The organism is Streptomyces ziwulingensis, from assembly GCF_039542605.1.
GTDB lineage: Bacteria > Actinomycetota > Actinomycetes > Streptomycetales > Streptomycetaceae > Streptomyces > Streptomyces ziwulingensis.
Map to the genome: position 1 here is coordinate 18,021 of NZ_BAABIG010000002.1, position 26,308 is coordinate 44,328.

The 26,308-nt window shown below is 73.1% G+C and carries 24 protein-coding genes and 1 pseudogene; 17 read left to right on the forward strand and 8 right to left on the reverse strand.

Annotated elements, in window-relative coordinates; all coding sequences use genetic code 11:
* The first annotated feature begins 108 nt into the window (after positions 1-108).
* The 9 genes from ABEB00_RS00675 to ABEB00_RS00715 all read left to right on the forward strand — a co-directional run bounded on the left by ABEB00_RS00675 (position 109) and on the right by ABEB00_RS00715 (position 10,240).
* Complete coding sequence (locus ABEB00_RS00675; RefSeq protein WP_345616738.1) at positions 109-2,187, forward strand: tetratricopeptide repeat protein; 2,079 nt, start codon at positions 109-111, stop codon at positions 2,185-2,187.
* A 134-nt stretch (positions 2,188-2,321) separates the two neighbouring features.
* The gene (gene ald, locus ABEB00_RS00680) at positions 2,322-3,446 is read left to right on the forward strand and encodes an alanine dehydrogenase (RefSeq protein ID WP_345616739.1); all 1,125 of its coding nucleotides are present in this window, start codon (positions 2,322-2,324) and stop codon (positions 3,444-3,446) included.
* Between the two features lie 449 nt (positions 3,447-3,895).
* Positions 3,896-5,023 carry a ParA family protein gene (locus ABEB00_RS00685; protein ID WP_345616740.1) on the forward strand — a complete coding sequence of 376 codons (1,128 nt, stop codon included), beginning with the start codon at positions 3,896-3,898 and terminating at the stop codon, positions 5,021-5,023.
* Positions 5,008-5,574 (forward strand): hypothetical protein, encoded by a 567-nt coding sequence (locus ABEB00_RS00690; RefSeq protein WP_345616741.1) that lies wholly within the window; start codon positions 5,008-5,010, stop codon positions 5,572-5,574. Before ABEB00_RS00685 ends, ABEB00_RS00690 begins: the two co-directional genes overlap by 16 nt.
* 18 nt (positions 5,575-5,592) lie before the next feature.
* Positions 5,593-6,609, forward strand: coding sequence for a segregation and condensation protein A (locus tag ABEB00_RS00695; RefSeq protein WP_345616742.1), 1,017 nt, complete (start codon positions 5,593-5,595; stop codon positions 6,607-6,609).
* A 71-nt stretch (positions 6,610-6,680) separates the two neighbouring features.
* Positions 6,681-7,244 carry an SMC-Scp complex subunit ScpB gene (gene scpB, locus ABEB00_RS00700; RefSeq protein ID WP_425586409.1) on the forward strand — a complete coding sequence of 188 codons (564 nt, stop codon included), beginning with the start codon at positions 6,681-6,683 and terminating at the stop codon, positions 7,242-7,244.
* Positions 7,245-7,255: 11 nt separating this feature from the next.
* Positions 7,256-8,377, forward strand: coding sequence for a pseudouridine synthase (locus ABEB00_RS00705; RefSeq protein ID WP_345616745.1), 1,122 nt, complete (start codon positions 7,256-7,258; stop codon positions 8,375-8,377).
* 82 nt (positions 8,378-8,459) lie between these two features.
* Positions 8,460-9,221, forward strand: a complete 762-nt coding sequence (locus tag ABEB00_RS00710; protein WP_345616746.1) for an NUDIX hydrolase — start codon at positions 8,460-8,462, stop codon at positions 9,219-9,221.
* Positions 9,218-10,240, forward strand: coding sequence for an ADP-ribosylglycohydrolase family protein (locus tag ABEB00_RS00715; RefSeq protein ID WP_345616747.1), 1,023 nt, complete (start codon positions 9,218-9,220; stop codon positions 10,238-10,240). Before ABEB00_RS00710 ends, ABEB00_RS00715 begins: the two co-directional genes overlap by 4 nt.
* 70 nt (positions 10,241-10,310) lie before the next feature.
* On the opposite strand, the pseudogene ABEB00_RS00720 reads toward ABEB00_RS00715, so the two are convergent.
* Positions 10,311-10,730: pseudogene (locus ABEB00_RS00720) on the reverse strand (DNA polymerase beta superfamily protein); the annotation flags it as partial.
* A 67-nt stretch (positions 10,731-10,797) separates the two neighbouring features.
* On the reverse strand, positions 10,798-11,214 hold the full coding sequence (locus ABEB00_RS00725) for a Rieske (2Fe-2S) protein (protein WP_345616749.1): 417 nt from the start codon (positions 11,212-11,214) through the stop codon (positions 10,798-10,800).
* Between the two features lie 241 nt (positions 11,215-11,455).
* Here ABEB00_RS00725 and aroH point away from each other — a divergent pair, with 241 nt between their 5' ends.
* The 5 genes from aroH (at position 11,456) to der (ending at position 15,943) form a co-directional block, all read left to right on the forward strand.
* Entirely contained in the window at positions 11,456-11,818 is a 363-nt protein-coding gene (aroH, locus tag ABEB00_RS00730; protein WP_345616750.1) for a chorismate mutase, read from the forward strand.
* Complete coding sequence (locus ABEB00_RS00735) at positions 11,815-12,900, forward strand: prephenate dehydrogenase (RefSeq protein WP_345616751.1); 1,086 nt, start codon at positions 11,815-11,817, stop codon at positions 12,898-12,900. Before aroH ends, ABEB00_RS00735 begins: the two co-directional genes overlap by 4 nt.
* 154 nt (positions 12,901-13,054) lie before the next feature.
* The gene (gene cmk / locus ABEB00_RS00740; RefSeq protein ID WP_345616752.1) at positions 13,055-13,750 is read left to right on the forward strand and encodes a (d)CMP kinase; all 696 of its coding nucleotides are present in this window, start codon (positions 13,055-13,057) and stop codon (positions 13,748-13,750) included.
* A 53-nt stretch (positions 13,751-13,803) separates the two neighbouring features.
* Entirely contained in the window at positions 13,804-14,406 is a 603-nt protein-coding gene (locus ABEB00_RS00745) for a lysophospholipid acyltransferase family protein (RefSeq protein ID WP_345616838.1), read from the forward strand.
* A gap of 58 nt (positions 14,407-14,464) precedes the next feature.
* Positions 14,465-15,943, forward strand: a complete 1,479-nt coding sequence (gene der / locus ABEB00_RS00750) for a ribosome biogenesis GTPase Der (RefSeq protein ID WP_345616753.1) — start codon at positions 14,465-14,467, stop codon at positions 15,941-15,943.
* Between the two features lie 127 nt (positions 15,944-16,070).
* Here the strand turns inward: der and ABEB00_RS00755 are convergent, their stop codons facing one another.
* From ABEB00_RS00755 to ctaD, 3 genes are all read right to left on the reverse strand, one after another.
* Positions 16,071-16,334, reverse strand: a complete 264-nt coding sequence (locus tag ABEB00_RS00755) for a hypothetical protein (RefSeq protein WP_345616755.1) — start codon at positions 16,332-16,334, stop codon at positions 16,071-16,073.
* A 61-nt stretch (positions 16,335-16,395) separates the two neighbouring features.
* Positions 16,396-17,178: a hypothetical protein gene (locus ABEB00_RS00760; RefSeq protein ID WP_345616756.1), complete on the reverse strand. Its 783-nt coding sequence runs from the start codon at positions 17,176-17,178 to the stop codon at positions 16,396-16,398.
* Positions 17,179-17,443: 265 nt separating this feature from the next.
* Complete coding sequence (gene ctaD / locus ABEB00_RS00765; protein WP_345616757.1) at positions 17,444-19,153, reverse strand: aa3-type cytochrome oxidase subunit I; 1,710 nt, start codon at positions 19,151-19,153, stop codon at positions 17,444-17,446.
* A 515-nt stretch (positions 19,154-19,668) separates the two neighbouring features.
* On the opposite strand from ctaD, the gene ABEB00_RS00770 reads away from it, so the two are divergent.
* Complete coding sequence (locus ABEB00_RS00770; RefSeq protein ID WP_345616758.1) at positions 19,669-19,884, forward strand: I78 family peptidase inhibitor; 216 nt, start codon at positions 19,669-19,671, stop codon at positions 19,882-19,884.
* Between the two features lie 102 nt (positions 19,885-19,986).
* Here ABEB00_RS00770 and ABEB00_RS00775 read toward each other — a convergent pair whose 3' ends face one another.
* Both ABEB00_RS00775 and ABEB00_RS00780 read right to left on the reverse strand, forming a co-directional pair.
* Complete coding sequence (locus ABEB00_RS00775; RefSeq protein ID WP_345616759.1) at positions 19,987-20,997, reverse strand: phosphatase PAP2 family protein; 1,011 nt, start codon at positions 20,995-20,997, stop codon at positions 19,987-19,989.
* A 253-nt stretch (positions 20,998-21,250) separates the two neighbouring features.
* The gene (locus ABEB00_RS00780; protein ID WP_345616760.1) at positions 21,251-22,441 is read right to left on the reverse strand and encodes a hypothetical protein; all 1,191 of its coding nucleotides are present in this window, start codon (positions 22,439-22,441) and stop codon (positions 21,251-21,253) included.
* Between the two features lie 241 nt (positions 22,442-22,682).
* Between ABEB00_RS00780 and ABEB00_RS00785 the strand changes: the two genes are divergently transcribed.
* Both ABEB00_RS00785 and ABEB00_RS00790 read left to right on the forward strand, forming a co-directional pair.
* On the forward strand, positions 22,683-24,332 hold the full coding sequence (locus ABEB00_RS00785) for an MFS transporter (protein WP_345616839.1): 1,650 nt from the start codon (positions 22,683-22,685) through the stop codon (positions 24,330-24,332).
* Between the two features lie 40 nt (positions 24,333-24,372).
* Positions 24,373-25,563, forward strand: coding sequence for an acyl-CoA dehydrogenase family protein (locus ABEB00_RS00790; RefSeq protein WP_345616761.1), 1,191 nt, complete (start codon positions 24,373-24,375; stop codon positions 25,561-25,563).
* A 42-nt stretch (positions 25,564-25,605) separates the two neighbouring features.
* Here the strand turns inward: ABEB00_RS00790 and ABEB00_RS00795 are convergent, their stop codons facing one another.
* Complete coding sequence (locus tag ABEB00_RS00795; protein ID WP_345616763.1) at positions 25,606-26,043, reverse strand: cell division protein SepF; 438 nt, start codon at positions 26,041-26,043, stop codon at positions 25,606-25,608.
* Positions 26,044-26,308 lie beyond the last annotated feature (265 nt).

Consider the following 26,308-nt stretch of genomic DNA (forward strand, 5'->3'; position numbering starts at 1 on the left):
ACCGCCGCGCTCCTCACAGAACGTGCCCCGGCCTGAACTAGGCTCGGAAAACGCCCGAACCGGAGTTCCGGCGGGCGCCGGTGCGCGGTGGGATCGGGAGTGTGGCCCGTGACGGATCAGGCGGTGGACACGGACGGCGTGAAGCTGTCGGACAAGCCTGGTGAGGAGAGTCGGTTCCTCGGCCGCACCAGGGAACTGAAGGAGCTGCGGGCCGACATCGAGCGCGCGGGCCTGGACACCCTGGCCGGCCGCAAGGCCCCCCGCGCGCGCGTGCTGCTCGTCGCGGGCCGGCCCGGCTCCGGCCGCACGGCGCTCGCCGAGGAACTCGCCACCCAGGTCGCCGGCGACTACCCCGACGGGGTGCTGCGCGCCCGGCTCGGCGAACCGGACGGCACCCGGGTGCCGGTCGAGCGACTCGCCCGCGAGCTGCTCACCGCGCTGGGACTGCCCGCCGGGCCCGGCGCCGGCGCCGACGACCTCTGCGCGGCCCTGCGCGACGCCCTCGCCGGGCGCCGCGCCCTGCTGCTGCTCGACGACGCCGCCGACGCCGAACAGGTCGACGCCCTGCTACCGGACACCCCCGACTGCCTCGCCGTCGCCGTCGCCCGGGGACCGCTGACCGGCATCGCGGACGTCCGCCCCTGCACCCTCGGCGGCCTGGACACCAAGTCGGCCGTGGAGATGCTCTCCCGGCACATCGGCTCGGTCCGCGTCACCGTCGACCCCCGGGCCGCCGAATCCCTGGCGGAGGAGTGCCAGGGCCAGCCCGCCGCGCTGGCCCTGGCCGGCGGCTGGCTCGCCGCCCGCCCCGAGGCGGCCGTCGCCGACCTCGCCAAACAACTGCGCGCCGCCGACGAGGAGCAGGGCCCGGTCGCCCGCGCCTTCCGGCTGGTGACCGCCTCCCTGCCCAGCGCCGCCGCGCGGATGCTGCGGCTGCTCTGCCTCGCCCCGGCCGGACTGGTCGACCCGCACACCGCCTCCGCGCTGGCCGGCTGCTCGGTCGGCGGCGCCCGCACCACCCTCGACGACTTCGTCGCCCTCGGCCTGCTGCGCCCGATGGACTCCCCGCTGCCCGAGTACGCGGTCCCCGGGTGCCTGCACCCCCTCCTGCGGGCCCTCGCCGAGACCCACGACCGGCCGGCCGAACTCCAGCTCGCCCGCGCCCGGATGCTGGAGCGGACCGTCCGGCTGCTCCAGTCCTGCCGGGCGATCACCGAGACGGACAGCCCCCAGGCCCGCGAGAAGCTCCTCGGCATGCCGCGCGCCCTGCGCTTCGCGACCCCCCGGGCCGCCGCCGAATGGCTGCGGGTGCGCCGGCCCGCGCTGCTGGCCTCGGCCCGCCTCGCGGTCGCCGACGGCGAGCTGGACACCCTCGCGCGGCGGCTGATGTCCCAACTGGTGCGGACCATGGTGGCGCACCTCGGCACCCAGGCGGCCGCGCCCGACCTGTACGACATCCACCGGCTGGTGCTGGACGTGGCCGAGCGCCGCGAGCTGCCCCGGGAGAAGGCGGCGGCCCTGCTCAACCTCGCCGACCTGGACGCCCGGACCGACCGCACGGCCGACGCGCTGGTGCGCTACCGGGCCGCGCTGGACGCCGGACGCGAGGCGAACGACCCGTACGCGACCGGCCGCGCGATGGAATCCGTAGGCGGCGCCCACCTGGAGCTGGGGGACTACGACCGGGCCGCCGACTGGTTCGGCCGGGCCCTCTCCCAGCGCCTCGCCCGCGGCGAGCACCCGGAGGCCGCCCGGCTCTACGGCCGGATCGCCGCCGCGCACACCTACGCGGGCCGCTACGGGGAGGCGCTGCGCAACTGGCGGGCCGCGGTCGCCGGGCACCGCAGGACCGGCGACGTGGCCGCCCAGGCCCGGGCACTGAGCGAACTGGCCCGGGTCCAGGAGTACGCCGGACGCCCCGAGGAGTCGTTGCAGACCTGCCAGGAGGCCGTGGAGTGGGCCCGCCGGGCCGAGGACGTCCGGCTCCAGGCGGCGCTGCACCTCAGGCTGGCCGACACCCTGGACCGGCTCGGCGACCCCGCGGCGGCCGGCCTGCGGCGCGCCACGGCCGAGCGGATGCTCCAGGAGGAGGCCCAGGACCCCGCCCGGCAGACCACTCGGAGCGACTTCGGACCGGAATACGGAGCTAACACCTGCGAAATCCGTAGCGCGCCCGCTAAAGATTGATGCATTGAAAGGCTAGACAGCGGGAACACCTTCATTAGACTGGCTCTGCCGCACGTTCTCCTGCGGTCTCCCCTGGTATGCCCGTGCGTGCCCGGGTATGTCTGGTAATAGCCACACCCCCTGAGCCAAGGACCGTGATCGACGTGAAGGTCGGCATCCCCCGCGAGGTCAAGAACAACGAGTTCCGGGTGGCCATCACCCCCGCAGGCGTCCACGAGCTGGTGCGCCACGGCCATCAGGTCGTCGTCGAGCGCGGCGCCGGCGTCGGCTCCTCGATCCCGGACGCCGAGTACGTGGCCGCCGGCGCGGCGATACTCGACACCGCCGACGAGGTCTGGGCCGCCGCCGACCTGCTCCTGAAGGTCAAGGAGCCGATCGCCGAGGAGTACCACCGCCTCCGCAAGGACCAGACGCTCTTCACCTACCTGCACCTGGCCGCCTCCAAGGAGTGCACGGACGCCCTCATCGAGTCCGGCACCACGGCGATCGCCTACGAGACGGTGGAGCTGCCCACCCGCGGGCTGCCCCTGCTGGCCCCGATGTCCGAGGTCGCGGGCCGACTGGCCCCGCAGGTCGGCGCCTACCACCTGATGGCCGCCAACGGCGGCCGGGGTGTGCTGCCGGGCGGTGTCCCCGGGGTGCTGGCCGGCAAGGCCGTCGTCATCGGCGGCGGTGTCTCCGGCTGGAACGCCGCGCAGATCGCCATCGGCATGGGCTTCCACGTCACGCTGCTCGACAAGGACATCGACAAGCTCAAGGAAGCCGACAAGATCTTCGGCACAAAGATCCAGACGGTCGTCTCCAACGCCTTCGAGCTGGAGAAGGCGTGCCTGGAGGCCGACCTCGTGATCGGCGCCGTCCTCATCCCGGGCGCCAAGGCCCCGAAGCTGGTCACCAACGAACTGGTGTCCCGGATGAAGCCCGGAAGTGTCCTTGTCGACATCGCGATCGACCAGGGCGGCTGCTTCGAGGACTCGCACCCCACCACGCACGCCGAGCCGACCTTCCCGGTCCACGACTCGGTCTTCTACTGCGTCGCCAACATGCCCGGCGCGGTCCCCAACACCTCGACCTACGCGCTCACCAACGCCACGCTGCCCTACATCGTCGAACTGGCCGACCGCGGCTGGGCCGAGGCGCTGCGCCGCGACCCCGCGCTGGCCAAGGGCCTCAACACCCATGACGGCCAGGTCGTTTACCGGGAGGTCGCCGAGGCGCACGGCCTGGCCCACGTCGAACTGGCCACCCTGCTCGGCTGACCCCGCCCCGCCGGCCCCGCACCTGTCCCCGGCCGGCCCCCGAAAGTCGTCACATCCGCTAAGTCGTCATTTCACAAAGGCGATACGTCAACACCTGTCGTCAACGCCACACACCCGGCCGGACCTTGCCCGACAAGGTCCGGCCGGATGTGTGTATGGTCACTTTGCGATTCTCGACCAACTCGCCTCGAACGTAACGCTTCAACCGATTCGCCCACCGGTGAAACCTGCCGTGCGACGGTCGTACGCCCTTGACAGAGGGATGTTTCATTGCCGACACATCCGGCCGGGTACGGCGGATTGTGTTGCTGCGGACGCCCGACACGCCATAGAGTCGCCAACCGTCGGCATGGTGCCACGCTGACCTGTCTAGAAGTTTCCTGGTCACCAAGGAGGTAAGACGACTTGTGAATGAGTCGACATTTTCTCCCGGGGGTGGTCAACCAGGAATGCCGACCGGGGCCCGGAGCCCAGGCCGGTCCGAGGCTGTCGGCTCCGTCGCTGTACGCACCTTCGCAGCCCACCAGAGTCCGCAGGCAACCCGGACAGCACACATGAGCATGGATGGCCAACACGTGAACGCCATGGCCGGCGACGGAAGTGGCACGCCCCGCAGTCACTTCGCCGACTACGCAGAACTCCCGGAGGGGCACTTCTACGACCCCGACGCGGAGTACGAGCCCGATCCCGAGTACGCGGCCACGCTCGCGCCCGACGCGGCCCGTCAGCGCCGTGAGCGCGTCGGTCCGACCGGACGCCCGCTGCCGTACTTCCCGATCCCGGGCCCGCTGACCGATCACGGCCCCGCGAAGATCATCGCGATGTGCAACCAGAAGGGCGGCGTCGGCAAGACCACGTCGACCATCAACCTGGGTGCCGCGCTCGCCGAGTACGGGCGCCGGGTGCTGCTCGTCGACTTCGACCCGCAGGGCGCGCTCTCGGTCGGTCTCGGCGTCAACCCGATGGAGCTCGACCTCACCGTCTACAACCTGCTCATGGAGCGGGGCATGGCGGCCGACGAGGTGCTGCTGAAGACCGCGGTCCCCAACATGGACCTGCTGCCCAGCAACATCGACCTGTCGGCGGCCGAGGTCCAGCTCGTCAGCGAGGTCGCGCGCGAGTCGACGCTCCAGCGCGCCCTGAAGCCGCTGATGGACGACTACGACTACATCGTGATCGACTGCCAGCCCTCGCTCGGCCTGCTCACGGTCAACGCCCTGACCGCCGCGCACAAGGTGATAGTGCCGCTGGAGTGCGAGTTCTTCGCACTGCGCGGGGTCGCCCTGCTGACCGAGACGATCGAGAAGGTCCAGGAGCGGCTCAACCCCGACCTGGAGCTGGACGGCATCCTCGCCACCATGTACGACTCGCGCACCGTGCACAGCCGTGAGGTGCTCGCGCGGGTCGTCGAGGCGTTCGACGACCACGTCTACCACACGGTCATCGGGCGCACGGTCCGCTTCCCGGAGACCACGGTCGCCGGTGAGCCGATCACCACGTACGCCTCCAACTCCGTCGGTGCCGCCGCCTACCGCCAGCTCGCCAGGGAGGTGCTCGCCCGGTGTCACGCCGAGTGAGCCTGCCGGGGGCCGACGAACTCTTCCGTACGACCGGGGGTACGGCGCTCCAGTCGTCCACCCCGCGGCGCCAGGCCAACGGGGAGGCCCGGGTCCCGGCGCCGGCGGGGGAGAGCGACCGGGCGGCCGGCGAGGACGCGCCGCAGTCGGTGCCCGCCCGGGGCGGCGACGGCGCGGGCACCGAGCACGCGGCCGCCGACGCGGAGCCGGGGGCGGACGGCGAGTCACGCAGCCGGGGCGCGGAACGCTCCGGGCGCCGCCCCGGGGCGGACATCGCGCCGGAGGGCGCCGCCGCCGACCGGCCCCGCAAGCGCGGCCGGTCCGGTTCGCGCCGCCCCAGCGGCCGCGAGCGGCACGACGAGAAGATCACGGTCTATGTCTCCGCCGAGGAGCTGATGGACCTGGAACACGCCCGGCTGGTGCTCCGCGGCGAGCACGGACTCGCCGTCGACCGCGGCCGGATCGTCCGCGAGGCGGTCGCGGTGGTCCTCGCCGACCTGGAGACCCGCGGGGACGCCAGCATCCTCGTACGACGGCTGCGCGGGCGGTAGCGGTAGCCTGCGGGGGCCATGACCTCGAACGACGCTCCCCGCACCGGTGCCTCCGGCGGCCGTCGCCGCGCGCTGGGCAGGGGGCCGGCACGGAGCCCGGCGGAGCCGGTCACGCCGGTCGAGCGGGCCGCGCCGACCGCGCCCGCCGAGCCGACTGAACCGGTCGAACCGGTCGAACCGGTCGAGCCGCCACCCGCGTCGCCCGCGGGTGCGGGCGAGGTCCGGGACGGTGTCTTCAAGGTGCGGCTCGCCAACTTCGAGGGCCCCTTCGACCTGCTGCTCCAGTTGATCTCCCGGCACCGGCTCGACGTCACCGAGGTCGCGCTCTCCGAGGTGACCGACGAGTTCATGGCCCACATCAGGGCGATGGGGCCCGACTGGGACCTCGACCAGACGACCGAGTTCCTCGTCGTCGCCGCCACCCTGCTCGACCTCAAGGCGGCCCGGCTGCTGCCCGCAGCGGAGGTCGAGGACGAGGCCGACCTCGCCCTGCTGGAGGCCCGCGACCTGCTCTTCGCCCGGCTCCTGCAGTACCGCGCGTACAAGCGGATCGCGGACATCTTCAACGACCGGCTCGACGCGGAGGCCCGCCGCCACCCCCGTACCGTCGGCCTGGAGCCGCACCACGCCGCGCTGCTGCCCGAGGTCGTCATCAGCATCGGACCCGAGGGCTTCGCCAGGCTCGCCGTACGGGCGATGCGGCCCAGGGCCGAGCCGCAGATCTACGTCGAGCATCTCCACGCGCCGCTGGTCAGCGTGCGGGAGCAGGCCGGGATCGTGATCGCCCGGCTCCGGGAACTGGGCGAGGCCGACTTCGTGACCCTGGTCGCGGACACCGACGACACCCTGACCGTCGTAGCCCGCTTCCTGGCGCTGCTGGAGCTGTACCGGGAGAAGGCCGTCGCCCTGGAGCAGGAGGACGCGCTCGGCACGCTGCTGGTGCGCTGGACCGGCGGGGAGGGCGAGGCGGCCCCGGCGGTCACCGACGAGTTCGACCGGCCGGCCCGGCGGCCGGAGGAGGAGAGGGAGGCGTGAGCGACGAGGAGGAGACCGGTACGGCGACGGTCGCGGACCTCGACCTCAGGCCCGCGCTGGAGGCGGTCCTGATGGTCGTGGACGAACCCGCGACCGAGGAGCACCTGGCGAAGATACTGCGGCGGCCCCGGCGCCGGATCGCGGAGGCCCTGCGCGAGCTGGCCGACGAGTACACCGCGCAGGGCCGCGGCTTCGAGCTGCGGCTCGTCGCGGGCGGCTGGCGCTTCTACAGCCGGCCCGAGTACGCGGCGGCCGTCGAGGGCTTCGTCCTGGACGGCCGGCAGGCCCGGCTGACCCAGGCCGCCCTGGAGACCCTCGCCGTGGTCGCCTACCGCCAGCCGGTCAGCCGCAGCCGGGTCGCCGCGGTGCGCGGCGTGAACTGTGACGGCGTGCTGCGCACCCTGCTCCAGCGGGGTCTGGTGGCGGAGGCGGGCACGGAACCCGAAACAGGTGCGATCCTGTACGTGACGACGAACCACTTCCTGGAGCGGATGGGCCTGCGCGGCCTGGACGAACTGCCGGAGCTGGCGCCCTTCCTCCCGGAGGCGGAGGCGATCGAGGCCGACACGCTGGAAGGGGTTCCGTCGTTCGATCCGGACGCACCCGATGCGCCGGATTCCGAAGCGGACGACTAGACGGAATTTTGATGCGAAGCAGCAGCGGCAGGAACAGCAGCGGAAACAACGGCGGGAGCCGTGGTGGCAACAGCGGCGGCCGCGGCGGGAGCGGCGGTGACCGCGGTGGCCACCGCGGCGCCGGTGACAACCGCGACGACAAGCAGGGCAGCGGCCGTCCCAAGAGGCCGCGCCCGGAGGAGCGCCGCTACGACGTGGGCCCCGGCGCCTCCCACGAGGGACCGAAGTCGGGCCGCGGCCCCTCGGCCCGCGGCGGCGCGAAGGGCGGCCCCAAGCAGGGCCAGCGTTCCGGGGGCCGGACGACTCCGGCACGCTCCCGCGAGTACGAGGCGCGGACCGAGGAGCGCAACCGCGACCGCTACGCCGGCAAGCCGGAGGTCAAGCTCCCCAAGACCTTCCCCGGCGCCGAGCAGGAGGGCGAGCGGCTGCAGAAGATCCTGGCCCGCGCGGGCTACGGCTCCCGCCGCTCCTGCGAGGAACTGATCGAGCAGGCGCGGGTCGAGGTCAACGGCGAGATCGTCCTGGAGCAGGGCAAGCGCGTCGACCCGGAGAAGGACGAGGTCAAGGTCGACGGCCTGACCGTGGCGACGCAGTCCTACCAGTTCTTCTCGCTCAACAAGCCCGCCGGTGTGGTCTCCACCATGGAGGACAACGAGGGCCGGCAGTGCCTCGGCGACTACGTGACCAACCGCGAGACGCGGCTGTTCCACGTGGGCCGGCTCGACACCGAGACCGAGGGCGTCATCCTGCTCACCAACCACGGCGAGCTGGCGCACCGGCTGACCCACCCCCGCTACGGCGTGAAGAAGGTCTACCTCGCGCACATCGTCGGCCCGATCCCGCGTGACCTGGGCAAGCGGCTCAAGGACGGCATCCAGTTGGAGGACGGGTACGCCCGCGCGGACCACTTCCGGGTCGTGGAGCAGACCGGCAAGAACTACCTCGTCGAGGTCACCCTGCACGAGGGGCGCAAGCACATCGTGCGGCGCATGCTCGCCGAGGCCGGCTTCCCGGTCGACAAGCTGGTGCGCACCGCCTTCGGCCCGATCACCCTGGGCGACCAGAAGTCGGGCTGGCTGCGCCGCCTGTCCAACACCGAGGTCGGGATGCTGATGCAGGAGGTCGACCTCTGACACGCCCCAGGGGCTCGGGGCTCTTGTCGGGACCGACCACCTCCTTTTATAGTCGCCTTGACTATTAAGGGGGTGGCCGGTCGTGCGTGACGAGACGCGCGCCCGCGAGGCGGACGCCTGTGACAGGTACGTCTACGACAAGTACGCCTACGAGCCTTTCGCGGTCACCGTCGACCTGGCCGTCCTCACGCTCCGCGCGGGCGCGCTGCACGTCCTGCTGGTCGAGCGGGGGCAGCAGCCGTACGCGGGCCGCTGGGCGCTGCCCGGCGGCTTTCTGCTGCCCGAGGAGTCGGCGGAGGCGGCGGCCCGCCGGGAGCTGGCCGAGGAGACCGGCCTGGCCGACGTGGGCGGGCTCCACCTGGAGCAGCTCCGGACCTACAGCGAGCCCGGCCGCGACCCCCGGATGCGGGTGGTCTCCGTCGCCTTCACCGCGCTGCTGCCCGACCCGCCCGAGCCGACCGCCGGGAGCGACGCGGCCCGGGCCCGCTGGACGCCGTACGACGAGGCCGGACCGCTCGCCTTCGATCACGGCCTGATCCTCGCCGACGCCCGCGACCGCATCGCCGCCAAGCTGGAGTACACCTGCCTGGCCACCGCCTGCTGCCCGCCCGAGTTCACCCTCGGCGAGCTGCGGCAGGTCTACGAGGCCGTGTGGGGCACGCCCCTGGACCGCCCCAACTTCCGGCGCAAGGTCCTCGCCACCCCCGGTTTCGTCGAGCCGGTCCCGGGCGCCGCCCGGCTCACCGGCGGCCGGGGCAAACCGGCCGCGCTCTACCGGGCCGGCCCGGCCGGCGCCCCGCACCCGCCCCTCCTCCGACCGTCCCCGGAAGGACGCCTCGCATGACCATGACCACCGGCGCCAAGCGCGCCGCCACCGGGGCGCTCACCGGCCTCGCCCTCGGGGACGCGCTCGGCTTCCCCACCGAGTTCGACGACGTCCCGTCCATACTCGCCAAGTGCGGTCCGTGGCGGGAGATGAAGCTGCCCCGGCCCGTGATCGTCACCGACGACACCCAGATGACGCTGGCGCTGGGCAGGGGCATACGGGCGGCCATGGACCGGGGCCCGCTCACCCCGCAGACCATGGTCGAACCGGTACGCCGGGAGTTCGTGGCCTGGAACCGCTCGCCGGAGAACAACCGGGCCCCGGGCGGCACCTGCGTCCGCGCGTGCGAGCTGCTGGAGCGCGCGGACCGCCGCTGGCAGGACGCCGGCCAGATCGGATCCAAGGGCTGCGGCGCCAACATGCGCGTCGCTCCCGTGGGGCTGGTCCCCGCGCTGAGCGACGAGCAGCGGGCCGGTGCCGCCCAGCTCCAGTCCGGCCTCACCCACGGGCACCCCACCGCCCTCGCCGCCGCCGACCTCACCGCGCACGCCGTACGGCTGCTCGCCGAGGGCGCCGAGCCGACCGGACTGGTCGGCCTCCTGCGGTCGTACGCCTACGACAACCGCACCCGCTACCACGAGCGCTGGCTCGGAGACCTGTGGACCCGCTCCCAGGACCCCTCGGGGGAGGACTTCATCGCCCGGGGCTGGGACGAGTGCCTGGCGGTCCTGGACCGGCTCCAGCAGGCCCTGCGGACGGTCTCGCCCGAGACCGACCCCTGCCTGGCGGTCGGCGCGGGCTGGATCGCGGAGGAGGCCCTGGCGGCCGGACTGCTCTGCTTCCTGCTCTTCGTCGACGAGCCGCTGACGGCCCTGCGGCGGGCCGCCTGCACCTCCGGCGACTCCGACTCCATCGCCTGTCTCGCGGGCGCCTTCGCCGGCGCCCACCTGGGCTCCGGCGCCTGGCCGGACGAGTGGGCCGAGCAGGTCGAGTACCGGGGCGAGCTGCTGGCGCTCGGGGCGCTCTGGGACGCCTGACGTGCCGGTCCGTGCCGGGCCTGCCGGGCCGTGCCGGTCGGCGCCCGTCAGCGTCAGCGTCAGTGTCAGGTCAGGTCAGGGCCGAGGCGCGGCGGGTGCGGACCAGGAAGTCCTCCACGCCGCGCCGGTCCGGCTCCTCGGGCAGCGGGCTGCGGCGCACCGCCTGCCCGCACTCCGCCACGAGGCGGTTCATCCGTGCCTCCACCTCGGCCCAGGGCACCTCGCCGCGCTTCACGGCGAGCAGCGGTCCGCGCTCCGCGCCGACGTCGACGCGGAGTACGCCCGTGCGCAGCAGGTCGCGGGCGCTGATCAGCAGCCGCAGCAGATGCGTGGCGTGCTTCCAGCGCGGGGTGCCGTACACCCGCACATCGGCGTCGAGCTTGCGGCGCTGGCCCTGCGCGTAGCCGGTGAACGTGTCGTGGACACGGCGGGACAGGAACGCCCCGCGCAGCGCCAGCAGCTCGCGGCCGGTGGCGTCGGACCCCGTGACACAGGCGTAGACGGTGTGGTCGCGCACCAGGGTCTCGTGATCCATGCCCGGGAGCGTACGCGGGCCGTCAGGTCAGGCGGACGGAATTTCCCTCCACCGTGATCTGCTCGGCGGGCAGCGGCTTGGTGGCCGGCCCCCGCTCCGCCGAGCCGTCGGTGAGGTTGAACTTGCTGCCGTGGCAGGCGCAGTTGATGGTGCCGCCGGCGACATCCGCCACGACGCACCCCTGATGGGTGCAGACCGCCGAGAACGCCTTGAGGTCGCCCTTCTCCGGCTGGGTCACGACGACCTTCTGCTCCTTGAACACCTTGCCCCCGCCCACCGGGATGTCCCCGACCGAGGCCAGCACCCCGCCGGTGGCGGCGCTGCTCGCGGCCGTGGAGTCACCGCCGTCGCCGCTGTCGTCACCGTCGCCGCAGCCCGCGGCGAGCGCCGTCGCGCCGGTCGCGAGGAGAACGGTGCGGCGCTTCGCGCTCTGGGTCATGTCGTCACTCCGAGGGGTGGGGAGGGGATGCTGCCGAGCGGTGGCATCTTGGCACCGAAGCACGCGAAGAGGAAGCAACCTGGAGGAGAGGGGCAAAACGCGCCCCGCGTACGCGAGGGGCGGCCGGGGCGCACGGGAGCGGCGGCCCGTCTCAGGGACCGGGCTCCCCGTACCGCCGCCGGGCGGGCTGACTACGCTGGACGACCGAGAGCCGATACGCACGTCAGCAAGGAGCAACGCCGTGGCGGTACGAGCGGTCCGGGGCGCGGTCCAACTGGACCGGGACGAAGCCGGCCACATGGACGAGCGGGTGGCGGCGCTGCTCACCGCCCTGATGGAGCGCAACGGGCTGGGCGGCGACGACCTGATCAGCATCTGGTTCACCGCCACGCCGGACCTGCACAGCGACTTCCCGGCGGCCGCGGCCCGCAAGCTGGGCATCGTGGACGTCCCGCTGATCTGCGCCCAGGAACTGGACATCGAGGGCGCCATGCCCCGCGTGGTCCGGGTCCTCGCCCACATCGAGTCCGACCGGCCGCGCGCCGACCTCGCGCACGTCTACCTCGGCGCCGCCGCGACCCTGCGCAAGGACATCGCCCAGTGAGGACCGCACTTGTCATCGGAACCGGGCTGATCGGCACCTCCGCCGCCCTCGCGCTGACCCGGCGGGGCGTCACCGTGCACCTCGCCGACCACGACCCGGAGCAGGCCCGTACCGCCGCCGCGCTCGGCGCCGGCACCGACACGGCGCCCGACGGCCCGGTCGACCTCGCGGTGGTCGCCGCCCCGCCCGCCCACGTGGCCGGGGTGCTCGCCGACGCCCTCGGGCGGGGCCTGGCACGCGGCTACCTCGACGTGGCCAGCGTCAAGGGCGGCCCGCGCCGCGAACTGGAGGCCCGCGGCCTCGACCTCTCGGCGTACCTCGGCACCCACCCGATGTCCGGCCGGGAGAAGTCCGGGCCGCTCGCCGCCACCGCCGACCTCTTCGAGGGCCGGCCCTGGGTGCTGACCCCGACCCGGGACACCGACACCGAGGTGCTGAACCTCGCCCTGGAGCTGGTCTCGCACTGCGGGGCCGTGCCCGTGGTGATGGACGCCGACGCCCACGACCGGGCCGTCGCCCTCGTCTCGCACATGCCCCACCTGGTCGCCAACCTGGTCGCCGCCCGCCTGGAGCGCGCCGAGGAGGCCGCCGTACGGCTGTGCGGGCAGGGCATCCGGGACGTGACCCGGATCGCCGCCTCCGACCCCCGGATGTGGGTCGACATCCTCTCCGCCAACCCCGGGCCGGTCGCCGACCTGCTCACCGACGTCGCCGCCGACCTGGAGGAGACCGTGCGGGCCCTGCGGGGCCTCGCCTCCGCCGACGGGGACAAGCGCCGCGAGGGCACCGAGGGCATCCAGGACGTGCTGCGCCGGGGCAACGCCGGGCAGGTCCGCGTCCCCGGCAAGCACGGCAGCGCCCCCCGGGTCTACGAGACCGTCGTCGTCCTCATCGACGACCAGCCGGGCCAGCTCGCCCGGATCTTCGCCGACGCGGGCCGGGCCGGGGTCAACATCGAGGACGTGCGGATCGAGCACGCCACCGGGCAGCAGGCCGGTCTCGTACAGCTCATGGTCGAGCCGAACGCCGCCGCCGTGCTCGCGGCGGCCCTGCGCGAGCGGGGCTGGTCCGTCCGGCAGTGAGGTTCCGGCGGGGAGATCCGGGCGGTGTGATCCGGGTCCCGCGCCGCTGGCCGGGAGGCCGGTCCCGGGTCCCGGTGCGAGCCAGTAACCTGGTGCGGGACGCGCTCGCGTCCCGCACACCACTCACCACTCCGCACCAGGAAGGTGTTCCTCCGTGGAAAACGGCGCCGCCCGGACCGCCCCGGCAGTGATTGTCGCCATCGACGGCCCCTCGGGCACGGGCAAGTCGAGCACGTCCAAGGCGGTCGCCGCGCAGCTCCGGCTGAACTACCTGGACACCGGTGCGCAGTACCGGGCGATCACCTGGTGGATGGTGGCCAACGGCGTCGACACCGACGACGCGCAGGCCGTCGCCGCCGCGGCGGACAAGCCCGAGATCCTCTCCGGCACCGACCCGGAGAACCCCACCATCACCGTCGACGGCGTGGACGTGGCCGGCCCGATCCGCACCCAGGAGGTCACCTCCAAGGTCAGCGCGGTCAGCGCGGTGCCGGAGATCCGGACCCGGATCACCGAGCTGCAGCGGGCGATCGCCGCGGCCGCGGTGACCGGCATCGTCGTGGAGGGCCGCGACATCGGCACCACCGTCCTGCCGGACGCCGACCTCAAGATCTTCCTCACCGCCGCCGCGGAGGCCCGCGCGGCCCGCCGCAGCGGCGAGCTGAAGGACTCCGACGTCAAGGCCACCCGAGAGGCCCTGATCAAGCGGGACGCGGCCGACTCCACCCGCAAGACCTCCCCGCTCGCCAAGGCGGACGACGCGGTCGAGGTGGACACCACCGACCTCACCCTGCCGCAGGTCATCGAGTGCGTCGTCACCCTCGTCGAGGAGAAGCGGGCGGGGAAGTGAGCCCACCCTCCCGCACCGGCGCCGAGGTCGGGCGGCGCATCGGCGTCGGCCTGATGTACGGCCTGTTCCGGCCCCGGGTGCTCGGCGCCTGGAAGGTGCCCGCCGCCGGTCCGCTGATCTTCGCCGTCAACCACTCCCACAACGTCGACGGTCCGATGGTCATGGGCGTGGCACCCCGGCCGACGCACTTCCTGATCAAGAAGGAGGCGTTCGTCGGCCCGCTGGACCCCTTCCTGACCGGCATCGGCCAGGTCAAGGTGGACCGCACGACCACCGACCGCACGGCGATCACCCGGGCACTCGACGTGCTCGCCGCCGGCGGGGTGCTCGGCATATTCCCCGAGGGCACCCGCGGCGAGGGCGACTTCGCCGCGCTGCGCGCCGGACTCGCCTACTTCGCCCTGCGCGGGGGCGCCCCGGTGGTCCCGGTCGCCGTCCTGGGAAGCGCGGAGCGGTCCGGCCGGCTGATCAGCGCGCTGCCTCCGCTGCGCGCCCGCGTGGACGTCGTCTTCGGCGACGCCTTCGACGCGGGCGACGGCAGCGGGCGGCGCACCCGCAAGGCGCTGGACGAGGCGACCGAGCGCATCCAGAAGCAGCTCACCACGCACCTGGAGAACGCCAGGCGCCTCACCGGGCGCCGGGTCACACTTGAGTAGTGGATCGCCCGGTACCGGGCGCCCCACCGATCACCACGATGAACGAGGTACGGACTTCATGAACGACCACATCCACCCCGAGGGCCCGGGCGAGGAGCACGACCACGGGGCGCTCGGCGACGCGGAGTACGCGGAGTTCATGGAGCTCGCCGCCGTGGAGGGCTTCGACCCGGAGGACATCGAGGGCGCGATCGAGGCGGCTGGGCACGGCCCGCTGCCCGTCCTCGCCGTCGTCGGCCGTCCCAACGTCGGCAAGTCGACCCTGGTGAACCGGATCATCGGCCGCCGCGAGGCCGTCGTGGAGGACAAGCCGGGCGTCACCCGCGACCGCGTCACCTACGAGGCCGAGTGGGCCGGGCGCCGCTTCAAGGTCGTCGACACCGGCGGCTGGGAGCAGGACGTCCTCGGCATCGACGCCTCCGTCGCCGCGCAGGCCGAGTACGCCATCGAGGCCGCCGACGCGGTGGTCTTCGTCGTGGACGCCAAGGTCGGTGCCACCGACACCGACGAGGCCGTCGTCCGGCTGCTGCGCAAGGCCGGCAAGCCGGTCGTGCTCTGCGCCAACAAGGTCGACGGCCAGAGCGGCGAGGCCGACGCCTCCTACCTGTGGGCGCTCGGCCTGGGCGAGCCGCACCCGGTCTCCGCGCTGCACGGCCGCGGCACCGGCGACATGCTGGACCGGGTCCTGGAGGCCCTCCCCGAGGCCCCGGCGCAGACCTTCGGCCTCGGCGCCGGCGGCCCGCGCCGCATCGCCCTGATCGGCCGCCCGAACGTCGGCAAGTCCTCGCTGCTGAACAAGGTGGCGGGCGAGGAGCGGGTCGTCGTCAACGAGGTCGCCGGCACCACCCGCGACCCGGTCGACGAGCTGATCGAACTGGGCGGCATCACCTGGAAGTTCATCGACACCGCCGGTATCCGCAAGCGGGTCCACCTCCAGCAGGGCGCCGACTACTACGCCTCGCTGCGCACCGCCGCCGCCGTCGAGAAGGCGGAGGTCGCCGTGATCCTCATCGACGGCTCCGAGTCGATCTCGGTCCAGGACCAGCGGATCGTCACCATGGCCGTCGAGGCGGGCCGCGCGATCGTCCTCGCCTTCAACAAGTGGGACACCCTCGACGAGGAGCGCCGCTACTACCTGGAGCGGGAGATCGAGACCGAGCTGGCCCAGGTCGCCTGGGCCCCGCGCGTCAACGTCTCGGCGCGCACCGGCCGCCACATGGAGAAGCTGGTCCCCGCCATCGAGGCGGCCCTGACGGGCTGGGAGACCCGGGTGCCGACGGGCCGGCTCAACGCCTTCCTCGGCGAACTGGTCGCCGCCCACCCGCACCCGGTGCGGGGCGGCAAGCAGCCGCGCATCCTCTTCGGCACCCAGGCGGGCACCAGGCCGCCCCGGTTCGTGCTGTTCGCCTCCGGGTTCATCGAGGCCGGCTACCGCCGGTTCATCGAGCGCCGGCTGCGCGAGGAGTTCAACTTCGAGGGGACGCCCATCCACATCTCGGTGCGGGTGCGCGAGAAGCGCGGCGCGAAGAAGAAGTGACCTGACCGCCGCCCCCACCCCGAGGCTGAGGGGAGCGGCACGGCGAAGAGGGCGGTCCCCGGCGGGACCGCCCTCTTCGGCTCTTCGGACCCGGCCGCCGGGCCCCGGCGGTCAGTACCCCCGGCGGTCAGTACCCCCGGCGCGGGGCCGGCGGCAGCCCCGCCGGGACGTGGTGCATGCCCAGCCGCGCACTGTGGGCGCCCGCGCTGTAGGCACCGTACGAGGCCCGGCCGCGCGGGATGCTGCGGAACGAGGTGAATACCAGTTCCTCCTCGCCGCTGCGGTCACCCGGCAGCGAGCGGAAGGACCGCACGTACTCGGCGTAGAGCGCGTCGTAGATCGGTGTGGCCGAGGGGCCGCCCTGGCGGTGGAAGGCGTCGTATGTGTGCACATCCGTGCAAACGACCCCGGGTCCGAAGGGATGCGGCCGGACACCGGCGCTTCGGGGGCGCTCAGGTCCCGGCGAGCGGCAGGGCCGCCGCGACCAGGCGACCGCCCGCCGCCGCCCGGTCCAGCGCGTCGCGCAGCAGGTCCTCCCGCGGCTGGCGCCCGATCGACCCGACCGGCGCGGCGAACAGCAGCACCTGCTGGTGCTTGTTGGCGGCCGCGCGCCAGCCCTCGGTGACCTGGAGCGGCTCGTGCGCCTGCCACCAGGCCGCCGTCCCGCCGCCGTTCGTCGCCGGCTGCAGCACCGCGTGGAGCCGGCCCACGGCGAGCAGCACCGACCAGCCGTGCAGCACGGGCGGCACCGAGGACAGGTCGGTGACCGGCAGGAAGCCCTGCTCCACGAGGAGCGGCAGGAAGTCGTCGCGGAGGCCGGTGGTGCCGGGCCGCGCCACGGGCGCGGTGGGTTCCACGACCAGGGCCGGGTGCAGCTCGCCGGCGATCAGGACCAGTCCGCTGGTCACGCCGAGCACCGCCTGCTCGGGTACGACCTTCTCCGGCGCCGGGCCGGCGGTGTCGCCGCTGATGGACCTCACGGCCCCCCGGAGCTGCTCCTCGGTCACCTTGACGACCTGCGAGGGCAGGCAGCCGGCGTGGGCGAAGGCGAGGACGGCGGTCTCGTCCCCGATGAACAGGACGGTGCTGGTGCGCTCCTGCTCGCAGTCGCCCGGGGTGCGGCAGGACGTGCAGTCGTAGCTGCCCGGGGCGGTCTCTCCGGCGAGCAGGCGGTCGGCTTCTTCGTCGCCGATCTCGGCACGTACCTCGTCGCTGACGTCGAGCATGCGCGGCACGGGTGGCTCCCTCGGGTGCGGTACACGGCGGGGCCGGTGGCTCCCGGCCCCGCGGTCCGGGTGGGTCCCCGGCTCATGCAGAAGACAACGGAGGACCCGTGGCGGGAGTCACGCCCGGGGGCGGACGGAAATCGAACCGGCCGCCGCGCGGGACGGCACGCCGGCCGGCCGGGACCGGCACGGGCACCGTCCGCCAAGTGGGCCGCGCGGTCGGGGAGTCGGGCCCCCGGGGTGCCGGGGTGCCGGGGTGCCGGGGCCGGGCCGGTCAGGAGCGTTCGGAGTCCGCCTGGTGCCGTTCGGGCTCGGGCTGCGGGGCCTCGGCGGCGTGTTCGGGGTGGTGCAGGTCGAACGCGGGTGACTCCGAGCGGATCCGGGGCAGCGCGTGGAAGTTGTGCCGGGGCGGGGGACACGAGGTGGCCCACTCCAGGGAGCGTCCGAAGCCCCAGGGGTCGTCGGTGCCGACCTTCTTCCCGTACTTGGCGGTCTTCCAGACGTTGTAGAGGAACGGCAGCGTGGAGAAGCCCAGCAGGAAGGCACCGATCGTGGAGAGTGTGTTCAGGGCGGTGAAGCCGTCCGCGGCGAGATAGTCCGCGTACCGGCGGGGCATGCCCTCCGCGCCCAGCCAGTGCTGCACCAGGAACGTGGTGTGGAAGCCCACGAAGAGCGTCCAGAAATGGATCTTGCCGAGCCGTTCGTCGAGCATCTTGCCGGTGAACTTGGGCCACCAGAAGGAGAAGCCGGCGAAGGTCGCGAAGACGACCGTGCCGAAGACGACGTAGTGGAAGTGGGCGACGACGAAGTAGGTGTCGGTGACGTGGAAGTCCAGCGGCGGCGACGCCAGGATCACCCCGGTCAACCCGCCGAACAGGAACGACACCAGGAAGCCGGTCGCCCAGAGCATCGGCGTCTCGAAGGAGAGCGAGCCCTTGAGCATGGTGCCGGTCCAGTTGAAGAACTTCACGCCGGTCGGGACCGCGATCAGGAAGCTCAGGAAGGAGAAGAACGGCAGCAGCACCGCGCCCGTGGCGAACATGTGGTGCGCCCACACCACCACCGAGAGGCCGGTGATCGACATGGTCGCGGCCACCAGCGTCAGATAGCCGAACAGCGGTTTGCGGCTGAAGACCGGGATGATCTCGCTGACGATGCCGAAGAACGGCAGCGCGATGATGTAGACCTCGGGATGGCCGAAGAACCAGAACAGGTGCTGCCAGAGCAGCGCGCCGCCGCCCGCCGACGCGAACACCTGGGAGCCGAACCGCCGGTCCGCCTCCAGCACCAGCAGCGCCGCCGCGAGCACCGGGAACGCCAGCAGGACCAGGATCGAGGTGAACAGCGTGTTCCACACGAAGATCGGCATCCGGAACATGGTCATGCCGGGCGCGCGCATGCCGACGATCGTGGTGAGGAAGTTGACCGCGCCGAGGATCGTCCCGAACCCGGACAGCGCCAGGCCCATGATCCACAGGTCGGCGCCGATGCCGGGGGAGTGCACCTGGCTGTTGAGCGGCGCGTAGGCGAACCAGCCGAAGGCGGCCGGCCCCGACGGCACCAGCAGCGAGGCGAGCACGATCAGTCCGCCGAACAGGAACAGCCAGTACGAGAACATGTTCAGCCGGGGGAAGGCGACGTCCGGGGCGCCGATCTGCAGCGGCATCAGCTCGTTGGCGAAGCCCGCGAAGGTCGGGGTCGCGAAGAGCAGCAGCATGATCGTGCCGTGCATCGTGAACATCTGGTTGAACTGCTGGTTGTCGACGAGCTGGAGTCCCGGCCGGGCCAGTTCGGCGCGCATCACCAGCGCCATCGCCCCGGCGATCAGGAAGAACGCGAACGAGGTCGCCAGGTAGAGGTGGCCGATCTTCTTGTGGTCGGTCGTGGTCAGCCAGTCGACCACCAGCCGGCCGGGCCGCCGCGCCCGTACCGGTTCCGCCGCCGGCTCCGCAGGCCCCGCCGGCCCCGCCGTCTGGGTTTCCATCTCCCCGCCCGCCCCTTCGCCGTCGCGTCCCGGGCAGCCCGCCGGGGCCCGCGCGCCACGCCTGCGTCGCGAGCACCCGCCATGATGCTCGCGAGGCGGCCCGTCCGACAGAGGGCGTACGGGACTCGGCCGTCCGCGACGGTGTTTTCGCGGTGCGGGCGGAGTCGGCGGTGCGGGCGTTGGAGGCAGTGCGGGCGGCGCGGGTGCCGCGATCGGTACGCCCCCGTTGCCGGGCGGGTTCTCGCGCGGGTGTTCCATGGCCGGAAACGCGGAGCGCGGCCGGGTTTTCCGGCCGGTCCTTTTCGTCCGGCTATTCGAACCATTCGAAGGGCCGGTGCGACACGCCGAATTCCCTCCAATGCCGAACACGAAGCCCTCGAACCGCCCGCCCGTGTGACGGAGTTCGGCCGGAACACCTGTAGGGATCCTGTGACAGAACGGTGACCGGAGGAGGACCCGCGTCATGTTTACGGTCCGGGCTTCCCCCTTCGCGGCGCAGGGCATAGCGTGACGGTATGGCACCGAATCCGACCCCCTCGGCCGAACCCCAGGACACCCCGGACGCCTATGTCGGCCTCGACTCCGGCGCCGCCGAACGGCGTGCGCGAGAACGGGGATGGTCGACGGTGCGTTCACTGCCGCCGGGCGCGATCATCACCATGGAGTACCGCGCGGGCAGGCTGAACTTCGAGGTGCGCGGCGGCCGCGTGACCCGCGCCTGGAAGGGCTGAGAAGGACAGCGCTGAGAAGGACTACTGCGAAGGGCTGCGAAGGGCTGCGAAGGGCCCGCCCCGGACGGCGGCGGGCGGACCGCCGGGGCCGTCCGGGGGTGGTCAGCCGCCCGAGACGGGCCGGGCGGCGGGGGCGGTGTTGCGCGGGTGCCGGTCGGAGTACGGCGGCCGGCGGGTGCCGGCCGGAGTGACCGGCGCGCGCTCCGACCGGACCGCGTGCGGCCCGGGGGCCAGATGGAGCGGGACCGCCCGGGAACGGACCGGGGCGACCGGCTCGCGGGCCAGGGCGTCCCGGTCGGCCGTCGTGGGCGTGAGCACCACGGGGGAGCCGGCGGACACCGTCGCCGGGCGCCCGGCGCGGGCGGGCCAGCGGTCGCGCAGTCCGAGGACGAACGCCTCCGACCTGGCGATCAGCGGTTCGCACCACGGCAGGGCCAGCAGGATCAGCAGTCCCGCGATCCAGCCGAGGAGTACGTCGCTCAGCCAGTGCGTGCCGAGGTACACGGTGGACATCCCCACCCCCAGCGAGGTGACCGCGGAGACGGCGGACAGCCAGCGCCGGGCCCACGGCGTCGAGGCCAGATAGGCCAGGATGCCCCAGGTCACGACGGCGTTCGCGGTGTGACCGCTCGGAAATATATCGCCGCCGGCCCACATCTCGTTGGCCCCGACCGTCTCCGCGTAGTGCGGGCCGAGGCGGCCCATGCCGTACTTGGCGGCCCCCACGGTGACGTTCAGCAGCAGCAGGGAGGCGCCGAGCGCGAGCAGCGGGCGCAGGGTGTGCTGGCGCCAGGAGCGCCAGCCGAGCCAGGCGGTGACCATCACGGCGGTGGGGCCGCGCTGGCCCAGCACCACGTAGTAGTCGACGAACGCGTGGATCTCCGGCCACTGCTGGTAGGGGCGGAAGAACATGACCTGCCAGTCGAGCCGGACCAGCCACGAGGTGATCACCACGGCCCACACGATCGCCACATACACGGCGAGGGTCCCGGCGACCAACGCGATCCGGTGCCGGCTCATCTTCGGCACATCGAGGTGGACCGGCCGTTCGGGTTCCCGGTCCAGTCTCGCGAACACCCGGTCCAGACGGGTGAGGTTCCGTTCGGTACGCACCCAATCGACGTTACAGCGAGTGAGGACCCGGGCCCGCCGAATCAACGGCTTTGTGATGACGATGTGATGTGGGATTCCTCTCAGGAGCAGCCGTAATTCCCGCGAATCCGTAAACCATGCCGACCATGGCCTTCATTTCTTTTGATCATTTCGGGTGACGGTTTTATCGTGCTTATTAATTCGTTCACCAGAAGCTGGTGTGGAATTCCCCTGGTGCTCACCGAGCGTGGTGGCGGGCGGCGGCGCCGGGCGGTCAGGGCGGGCCGGAGCCGTTCAGCCAGAACGCCCCGTACGGCGCGCCGGCCACCGCCAGGGCCGCCACCACCGCCGCCGACCGGGCGGCGCGCGTCCCGGCCAGGGCCGCGGCGAGCGGCAGCAGCAGCGGGAAGGCGGGCAGCAGCAGGCGCGGCTTGGAGCCGAAATAACTGGAGGCGCCCAGGGCCATCGCGGTGACGAGCCCGCTGTACACCAGCAGCGCGAGCGGCTGACGCTGCCGGACGCCGGCCACGTACAGCCGGATCACCAGGGCGACGCCGACGGTCAGCGCGAGGCCGGCCAGGGCCGCGGGGAAGGAGGCGAACTGGTGCGCGACGAAGCCGGCGAAGGCCCGGCCCCCGTCGAAGCCGTTGCGCCAGCCCGCCTGCACGTCCAGATAACCGAACAGGCCGCCGCCGGTGCGGTGGCCGACCCACAGGACGTACCCGGCGGCGCCCAGGGGCGCGAGCAGCATCCCGCAGACGAGCCGCGCGCCCTCCCCGGGGGCGCGCACCGGCACCGGTGCGCCGGCCGCGGCGGCAGCGCTCCGGTTCCGCACGAATGCCGTAACGGCGGCCGCCCACACCGCCGCCGCGACGGCCAGCCCGACCGGACGGGTCAGCCCGGCCAGCAGCGCCAGGGTCCCCGCCGCCACCCACCGGCGGACCAGGACCGCGTACAGCGACCAGGCGGCCAGCGCCGTGAACAGCGACTCGCTGTACGCCATCGACTGCACGATCCCGACCGGCAGGACCGCCCACAGCAGCACCAGGCAGATCCCGGCGCGGCGGCCGGCCACCCGGTCCCCGACGGCGAAGATCCCCCAGGCCGCGGCGAGCGAGCCGAGCAGGCTCACGGCGAGGCCGGCGTCCGCGTACGACAGCGGGGTGAGCGCCGCGCCGAGCCGCTCCAGCCAGGGCAGCAGCGGGAAGAAGGCGAGGTCGGAGTGGAGATCGCCGCCCGGCAGCCGCACCTCGTAGCCGTACCCCGACGCGGCGACCCTCGCGTACCAGAGGGAGTCCCAGCGGGCCGTCAGCAGCGAGTGCGCGCTGCCGCCGCGCGCCGTGCTCCACAGGGCCAGGGCGAGCAGGCCCAGGGCGCGGACGGCCGCGTAGCCCAGCAGGGCCGGCGCGGCGCGGCGGGCGGCGCTCGGGCGGCCCGCCGCCGGGCGCGTCTGTAGGTCGGTCACGGGCCCGATTATCGGCGGGCCGCCCGGCGGCTCCGCCCGCCGGGGCCCGTGGCCGGGGCGGGCGGCGGAGGCGGTGGCGCACGCCACACCCGTACCGCGCGGGGGTGAGAGGTCCGCCACGCGGGTGCCGCGCGGTCTCACGTACGCTGCTGAGTCACTCGCGTGCCGTCGCGTGCCGTCGCGCGGGCCGGAGGGCACCGCTCCGGGCGAGGGAACTTCTGGGAGGTGCTGCATGACCGGCATGTCCGGTACGGCCACGGGTGCCGCGCCGCGTCGTCGGCCCACCGGGACCGGCGCCGACCGCTGGGTGGTCCTGGTCGTCCTCTGCGTCAGCCTGCTGCTGGTGGCGGTCGACGCCACCGTGCTGCACGTGGCGGTCCCCGCCGTGACCGAGGACCTGCGGCCGGACGCGATCGAACTCCTCTGGATCGTCGACGCCTACCCCCTGGTCTGCGCCTCGCTGCTGATCCTGTTCGGCACGCTCGGCGACCGCGTGGGCCGCCGCCGCATCCTGCTCCTGGGCTACGCCCTGTTCGGCGTCGCCTCCGCCCTGGCGGCCCGCGCCGACAGTGCCGAGATCCTGATCGGGGCCCGCGCGCTGCTCGGCGTCGGCGGGGCGATGATCATGCCCGCGACGCTCTCCCTGCTGCGGGAGGTCTTCCCCGACCGGCGGGAGCGGGCGTTCGCGATCGGTGTCTGGAGCGCGGTGGCCGCCGTGGGCGCGGCGGCCGGACCGCTGCTCGGCGGGTTCCTGCTGGAACACTTCTGGTGGGGGTCGGTCTTCCTCGTCAACATCCCGCTGATGCTGGTCGGCCTGCCGGTCGGCCGGCTGCTGCTGCCCGAGTCCAAGGGCGACGGGCGCGGGCCCTGGGACCTGGTGGGAGCGCTGCTGGCGGCGGCCGGGCTGTTCGGGACGGTCCTCGGCGTCAAGCGCCTGGGCGGCGGGGAGCCGGTGGCGAGCCCGGCCACGCTGGTGCCGCTGGTGGCCGGCGCCGCGCTGCTGACCGGCTTCGTACGGCGGCAGCGGCGGCGGGCCCACCCACTGGTCGACCTGCGGATGTTCCGCCGGCCGGCGTTCAGTACGTCGGTGGGGTGCATCGTGCTGGCGATGCTCGCGCTGGTGGGTCTCGAACTGATCGCGGCGCAGTACCTGCAACTGGTGCTGGGACTGTCCCCGCTCCAGACGGGGCTGCGACTGCTGCCGCTGACCTTCGCGGCCATGGCGGCGGGGCTCGCCGGCGCGCGGCTGCTGCGGCGGTTCGGGCCGCGCCGGACGGTGTGCGCCGGGTTCTGTCTGACGGCCGCCGCGGTGCTGCTGCTGACCGCGCTGGGCCGGACGGACGCGTTCGCGCTGATGCTGGGCGGATTCGTGCTGCTCGGCTTCGGGCTGGAGACGACGCTGTTCGGGGCGTACGAGTCGATGCTGAGCGAGGCTCCGCCCGGGCAGGCCGGCGGCGCGGCGGCGATCGGCGAGACGTCGTACCAGTTGGGCGCCGGGATCGGGATCGCGCTGCTGGGGACGGTGATGAACGCGGCGTACGCGCCCGGTCTCGCCGGGGTGGCGGGGGTGCCGGCGGCGGCCTCGGCGGCGGCGGGGCATTCGCTGGGGGAGGCGTACGAGGTCGCCGCGCGGCTCGGGGGGCCCGGCGGGCTCGCCCTGCGGGAGGCGGCGGCGGGGGCGTTCGTGCACGGGCTGCGGGTGACGCTGCTGGTGAGCGCGGGGTTGCTGCTGCTGGGGGCGGTGATGGCGCTGCGGCTGCCGCGGGTGATGCGGTGTGCGGGCGGCGCGGCGGAGGTGCCCGCGCCCCGGAACGCGGCAAATCCGCGCGCCCCGGGAGAGTGTGGACGGGCGGCGGCCCGCGTCGTAACGTCGGGCCGGAGTCGTGACTAGCGTTGCTAGTTTTCAGTGTCCTGTTCCTGGAGGGTGTTCCATGTCCGCGTCCTCGAAGCTGCCTCCGTTCGACCCGGCCGATCCCCTCGGGATCGACGATTCCCTGACGCCGGAGGATCTCGCGATCCGGGACACCGTGCGCGTCTGGGCCGCCGACCGCGTCCTGCCGCACGTCGCCGGGTGGTACGAGAAGGGGGAGCTGCCCGAGATCCGGGAACTGGCCCGCGAGCTGGGCGGCATCGGCGCGCTCGGGATGTCGCTCACCGGCTACGGGTGCGCGGGCGCGAGCGCCGTGCAGTACGGGCTGGCCTGTCTGGAGCTGGAGGCCGCCGACTCCGGCATCCGCTCGCTGGTCTCCGTGCAGGGTTCCCTCGCCATGTACGCGATCCACCGTTTCGGCAGCGAGGAGCAGAAGCGGCGCTGGCTGCCCCGGATGGCGGCCGGCGAGGTCATCGGCTGCTTCGGGCTGACCGAGCCCGACCACGGTTCCGACCCGGCCGGCCTGCGGACGTACGCCAAGCGCGACGGCACCGACTGGGTGCTGAGCGGCCGCAAGATGTGGATCACCAACGGGTCGGTGGCGGGCGTGGCCGTGGTGTGGGCGCGGACCGACGACGGCATCCGGGGCTTCGTCGTGCCCACCGACACCCCCGGTTTCTCGGCGCCGGAGATCAAGCACAAGTGGTCGCTGCGGGCCAGCGTCACCAGCGAGCTGGTCCTGGACGGCGTACGGCTGCCCGCCGACGCCGTGCTGCCGGAGGTCACCGGGCTGCGGGGGCCGCTGAGCTGCCTCTCGCACGCCCGGTACGGGATCGTCTGGGGTGCCATGGGCGCGGCGCGGAGCTGCTTCGAGACGGCGGTGGAGTACGCGAGGACGCGCGAGCAGTTCGGGCGGCCCATCGGCGGTTTCCAGCTCACCCAGGCCAAGCTCGCCGACATGGCGGTCGAGCTGCACAAGGGGATTCTGCTCGCCCATCACCTCGGGCGGCGCATGGACGCCGGGCGGCTCCGTCCCGAGCAGGTCAGCTTCGGCAAGCTCAACAACGTGCGGGAGGCGATCGAGATCTGCCGTACGGCGCGGACGGTCCTCGGCGCCAACGGGATCTCCCTGGAGTACCCGGTGATGCGGCACGCGACGAACCTGGAATCGGTGCTCACCTACGAGGGCACCGTCGAGATGCACCAGCTCGTGCTGGGCAAGGCGCTCACCGGACTCGACGCGTTCCGGTAGCCCCGGCGGTGCGGGGGCGGGGCCGGTGGGGGCGGCCCCGCTTCAGCTCTGGTTGAAGAAGCCGTCCGTGTGGTGCGCGGCCGGCTCGCCGTGCATGACCTCGGTGTCGGCCGGGCTCAGCAGGAACACCCGGCTGGAGACCCGCTCGATGGAACCGCGCAGGCCGAAGATGAGCCCGGCCGCGAAGTCGACCACGCGCTTGGCGTCACCGGCCTCCATGGCCGTGAGGTTGATGATGACCGGGACCCCCTCCCGGAACAGCTCGCCGATGGCCCGCGCGTCCCGGAAACTGTCCGGGTTGACCGTGCCGATCCGGCGGCCTCTCTCCTCGGCCGTGTCCGAGGCCACCTTGACCCGGGGGTCCGTGACCCACGCGTCCTGGGACTCGTTGCCCTCGGAGTAGTCGTCGTCGTAGTAGCGCTCGTCGTCATTGTCGTCGACGAGGCCGAGCCACGCACTCGCCTTGCGTACCGATCCCATGGACGCCTCCTCTCTCAGCGGTCTTTCGTGCTTTCCGCATCCCTATCGTCATCCATGATGCGGACGTCGCGCCAAGTGGATGGACGCCGCCCGGGGGGTTTGTGACGGTACTGGTGCACAGCGAATCCGTCGAGAGTCCATGTGTCCCAAGGGCCGTTTCCCAAACGGGTGCTGACCATGAGTGAAATATGACTCTTCCCGGCGTCCGGGTGACGGGCCGGGCGTCCGGGTGATCACGGGTGTGGGTACGATGCCGCAGCTCAGC

Excerpts from the sequence above, each read along its gene's own strand:
- ABEB00_RS00795 (WP_345616763.1), bottom strand. The coding sequence starts at position 26,043 with ATGGGATCGGTACGCAAGGCGAGTGCGTGGCTCGGCCTCGTCGACGAC.
- ABEB00_RS00745 (WP_345616838.1), top strand. The coding sequence starts at position 13,804 with ATGTACGGCCTGTTCCGGCCCCGGGTGCTCGGCGCCTGGAAGGTGCCC.
- ctaD (WP_345616757.1), bottom strand. The coding sequence starts at position 19,153 with ATGGAAACCCAGACGGCGGGGCCGGCGGGGCCTGCGGAGCCGGCGGCG.
- ABEB00_RS00785 (WP_345616839.1), top strand. The coding sequence starts at position 22,683 with ATGTCCGGTACGGCCACGGGTGCCGCGCCGCGTCGTCGGCCCACCGGG.
- ABEB00_RS00715 (WP_345616747.1), top strand. The coding sequence starts at position 9,218 with ATGACCATGACCACCGGCGCCAAGCGCGCCGCCACCGGGGCGCTCACC.
- ABEB00_RS00770 (WP_345616758.1), top strand. The coding sequence starts at position 19,669 with ATGGCACCGAATCCGACCCCCTCGGCCGAACCCCAGGACACCCCGGAC.
- ABEB00_RS00705 (WP_345616745.1), top strand. The coding sequence starts at position 7,256 with ATGCGAAGCAGCAGCGGCAGGAACAGCAGCGGAAACAACGGCGGGAGC.
- ABEB00_RS00790 (WP_345616761.1), top strand. The coding sequence starts at position 24,373 with ATGTCCGCGTCCTCGAAGCTGCCTCCGTTCGACCCGGCCGATCCCCTC.
- der (WP_345616753.1), top strand. The coding sequence starts at position 14,465 with ATGAACGACCACATCCACCCCGAGGGCCCGGGCGAGGAGCACGACCAC.
- scpB (WP_425586409.1), top strand. The coding sequence starts at position 6,681 with ATGGTCGTGGACGAACCCGCGACCGAGGAGCACCTGGCGAAGATACTG.
- ABEB00_RS00695 (WP_345616742.1), top strand. The coding sequence starts at position 5,593 with ATGACCTCGAACGACGCTCCCCGCACCGGTGCCTCCGGCGGCCGTCGC.
- ABEB00_RS00685 (WP_345616740.1), top strand. The coding sequence starts at position 3,896 with ATGCCGACCGGGGCCCGGAGCCCAGGCCGGTCCGAGGCTGTCGGCTCC.
- ABEB00_RS00725 (WP_345616749.1), bottom strand. The coding sequence starts at position 11,214 with ATGACCCAGAGCGCGAAGCGCCGCACCGTTCTCCTCGCGACCGGCGCG.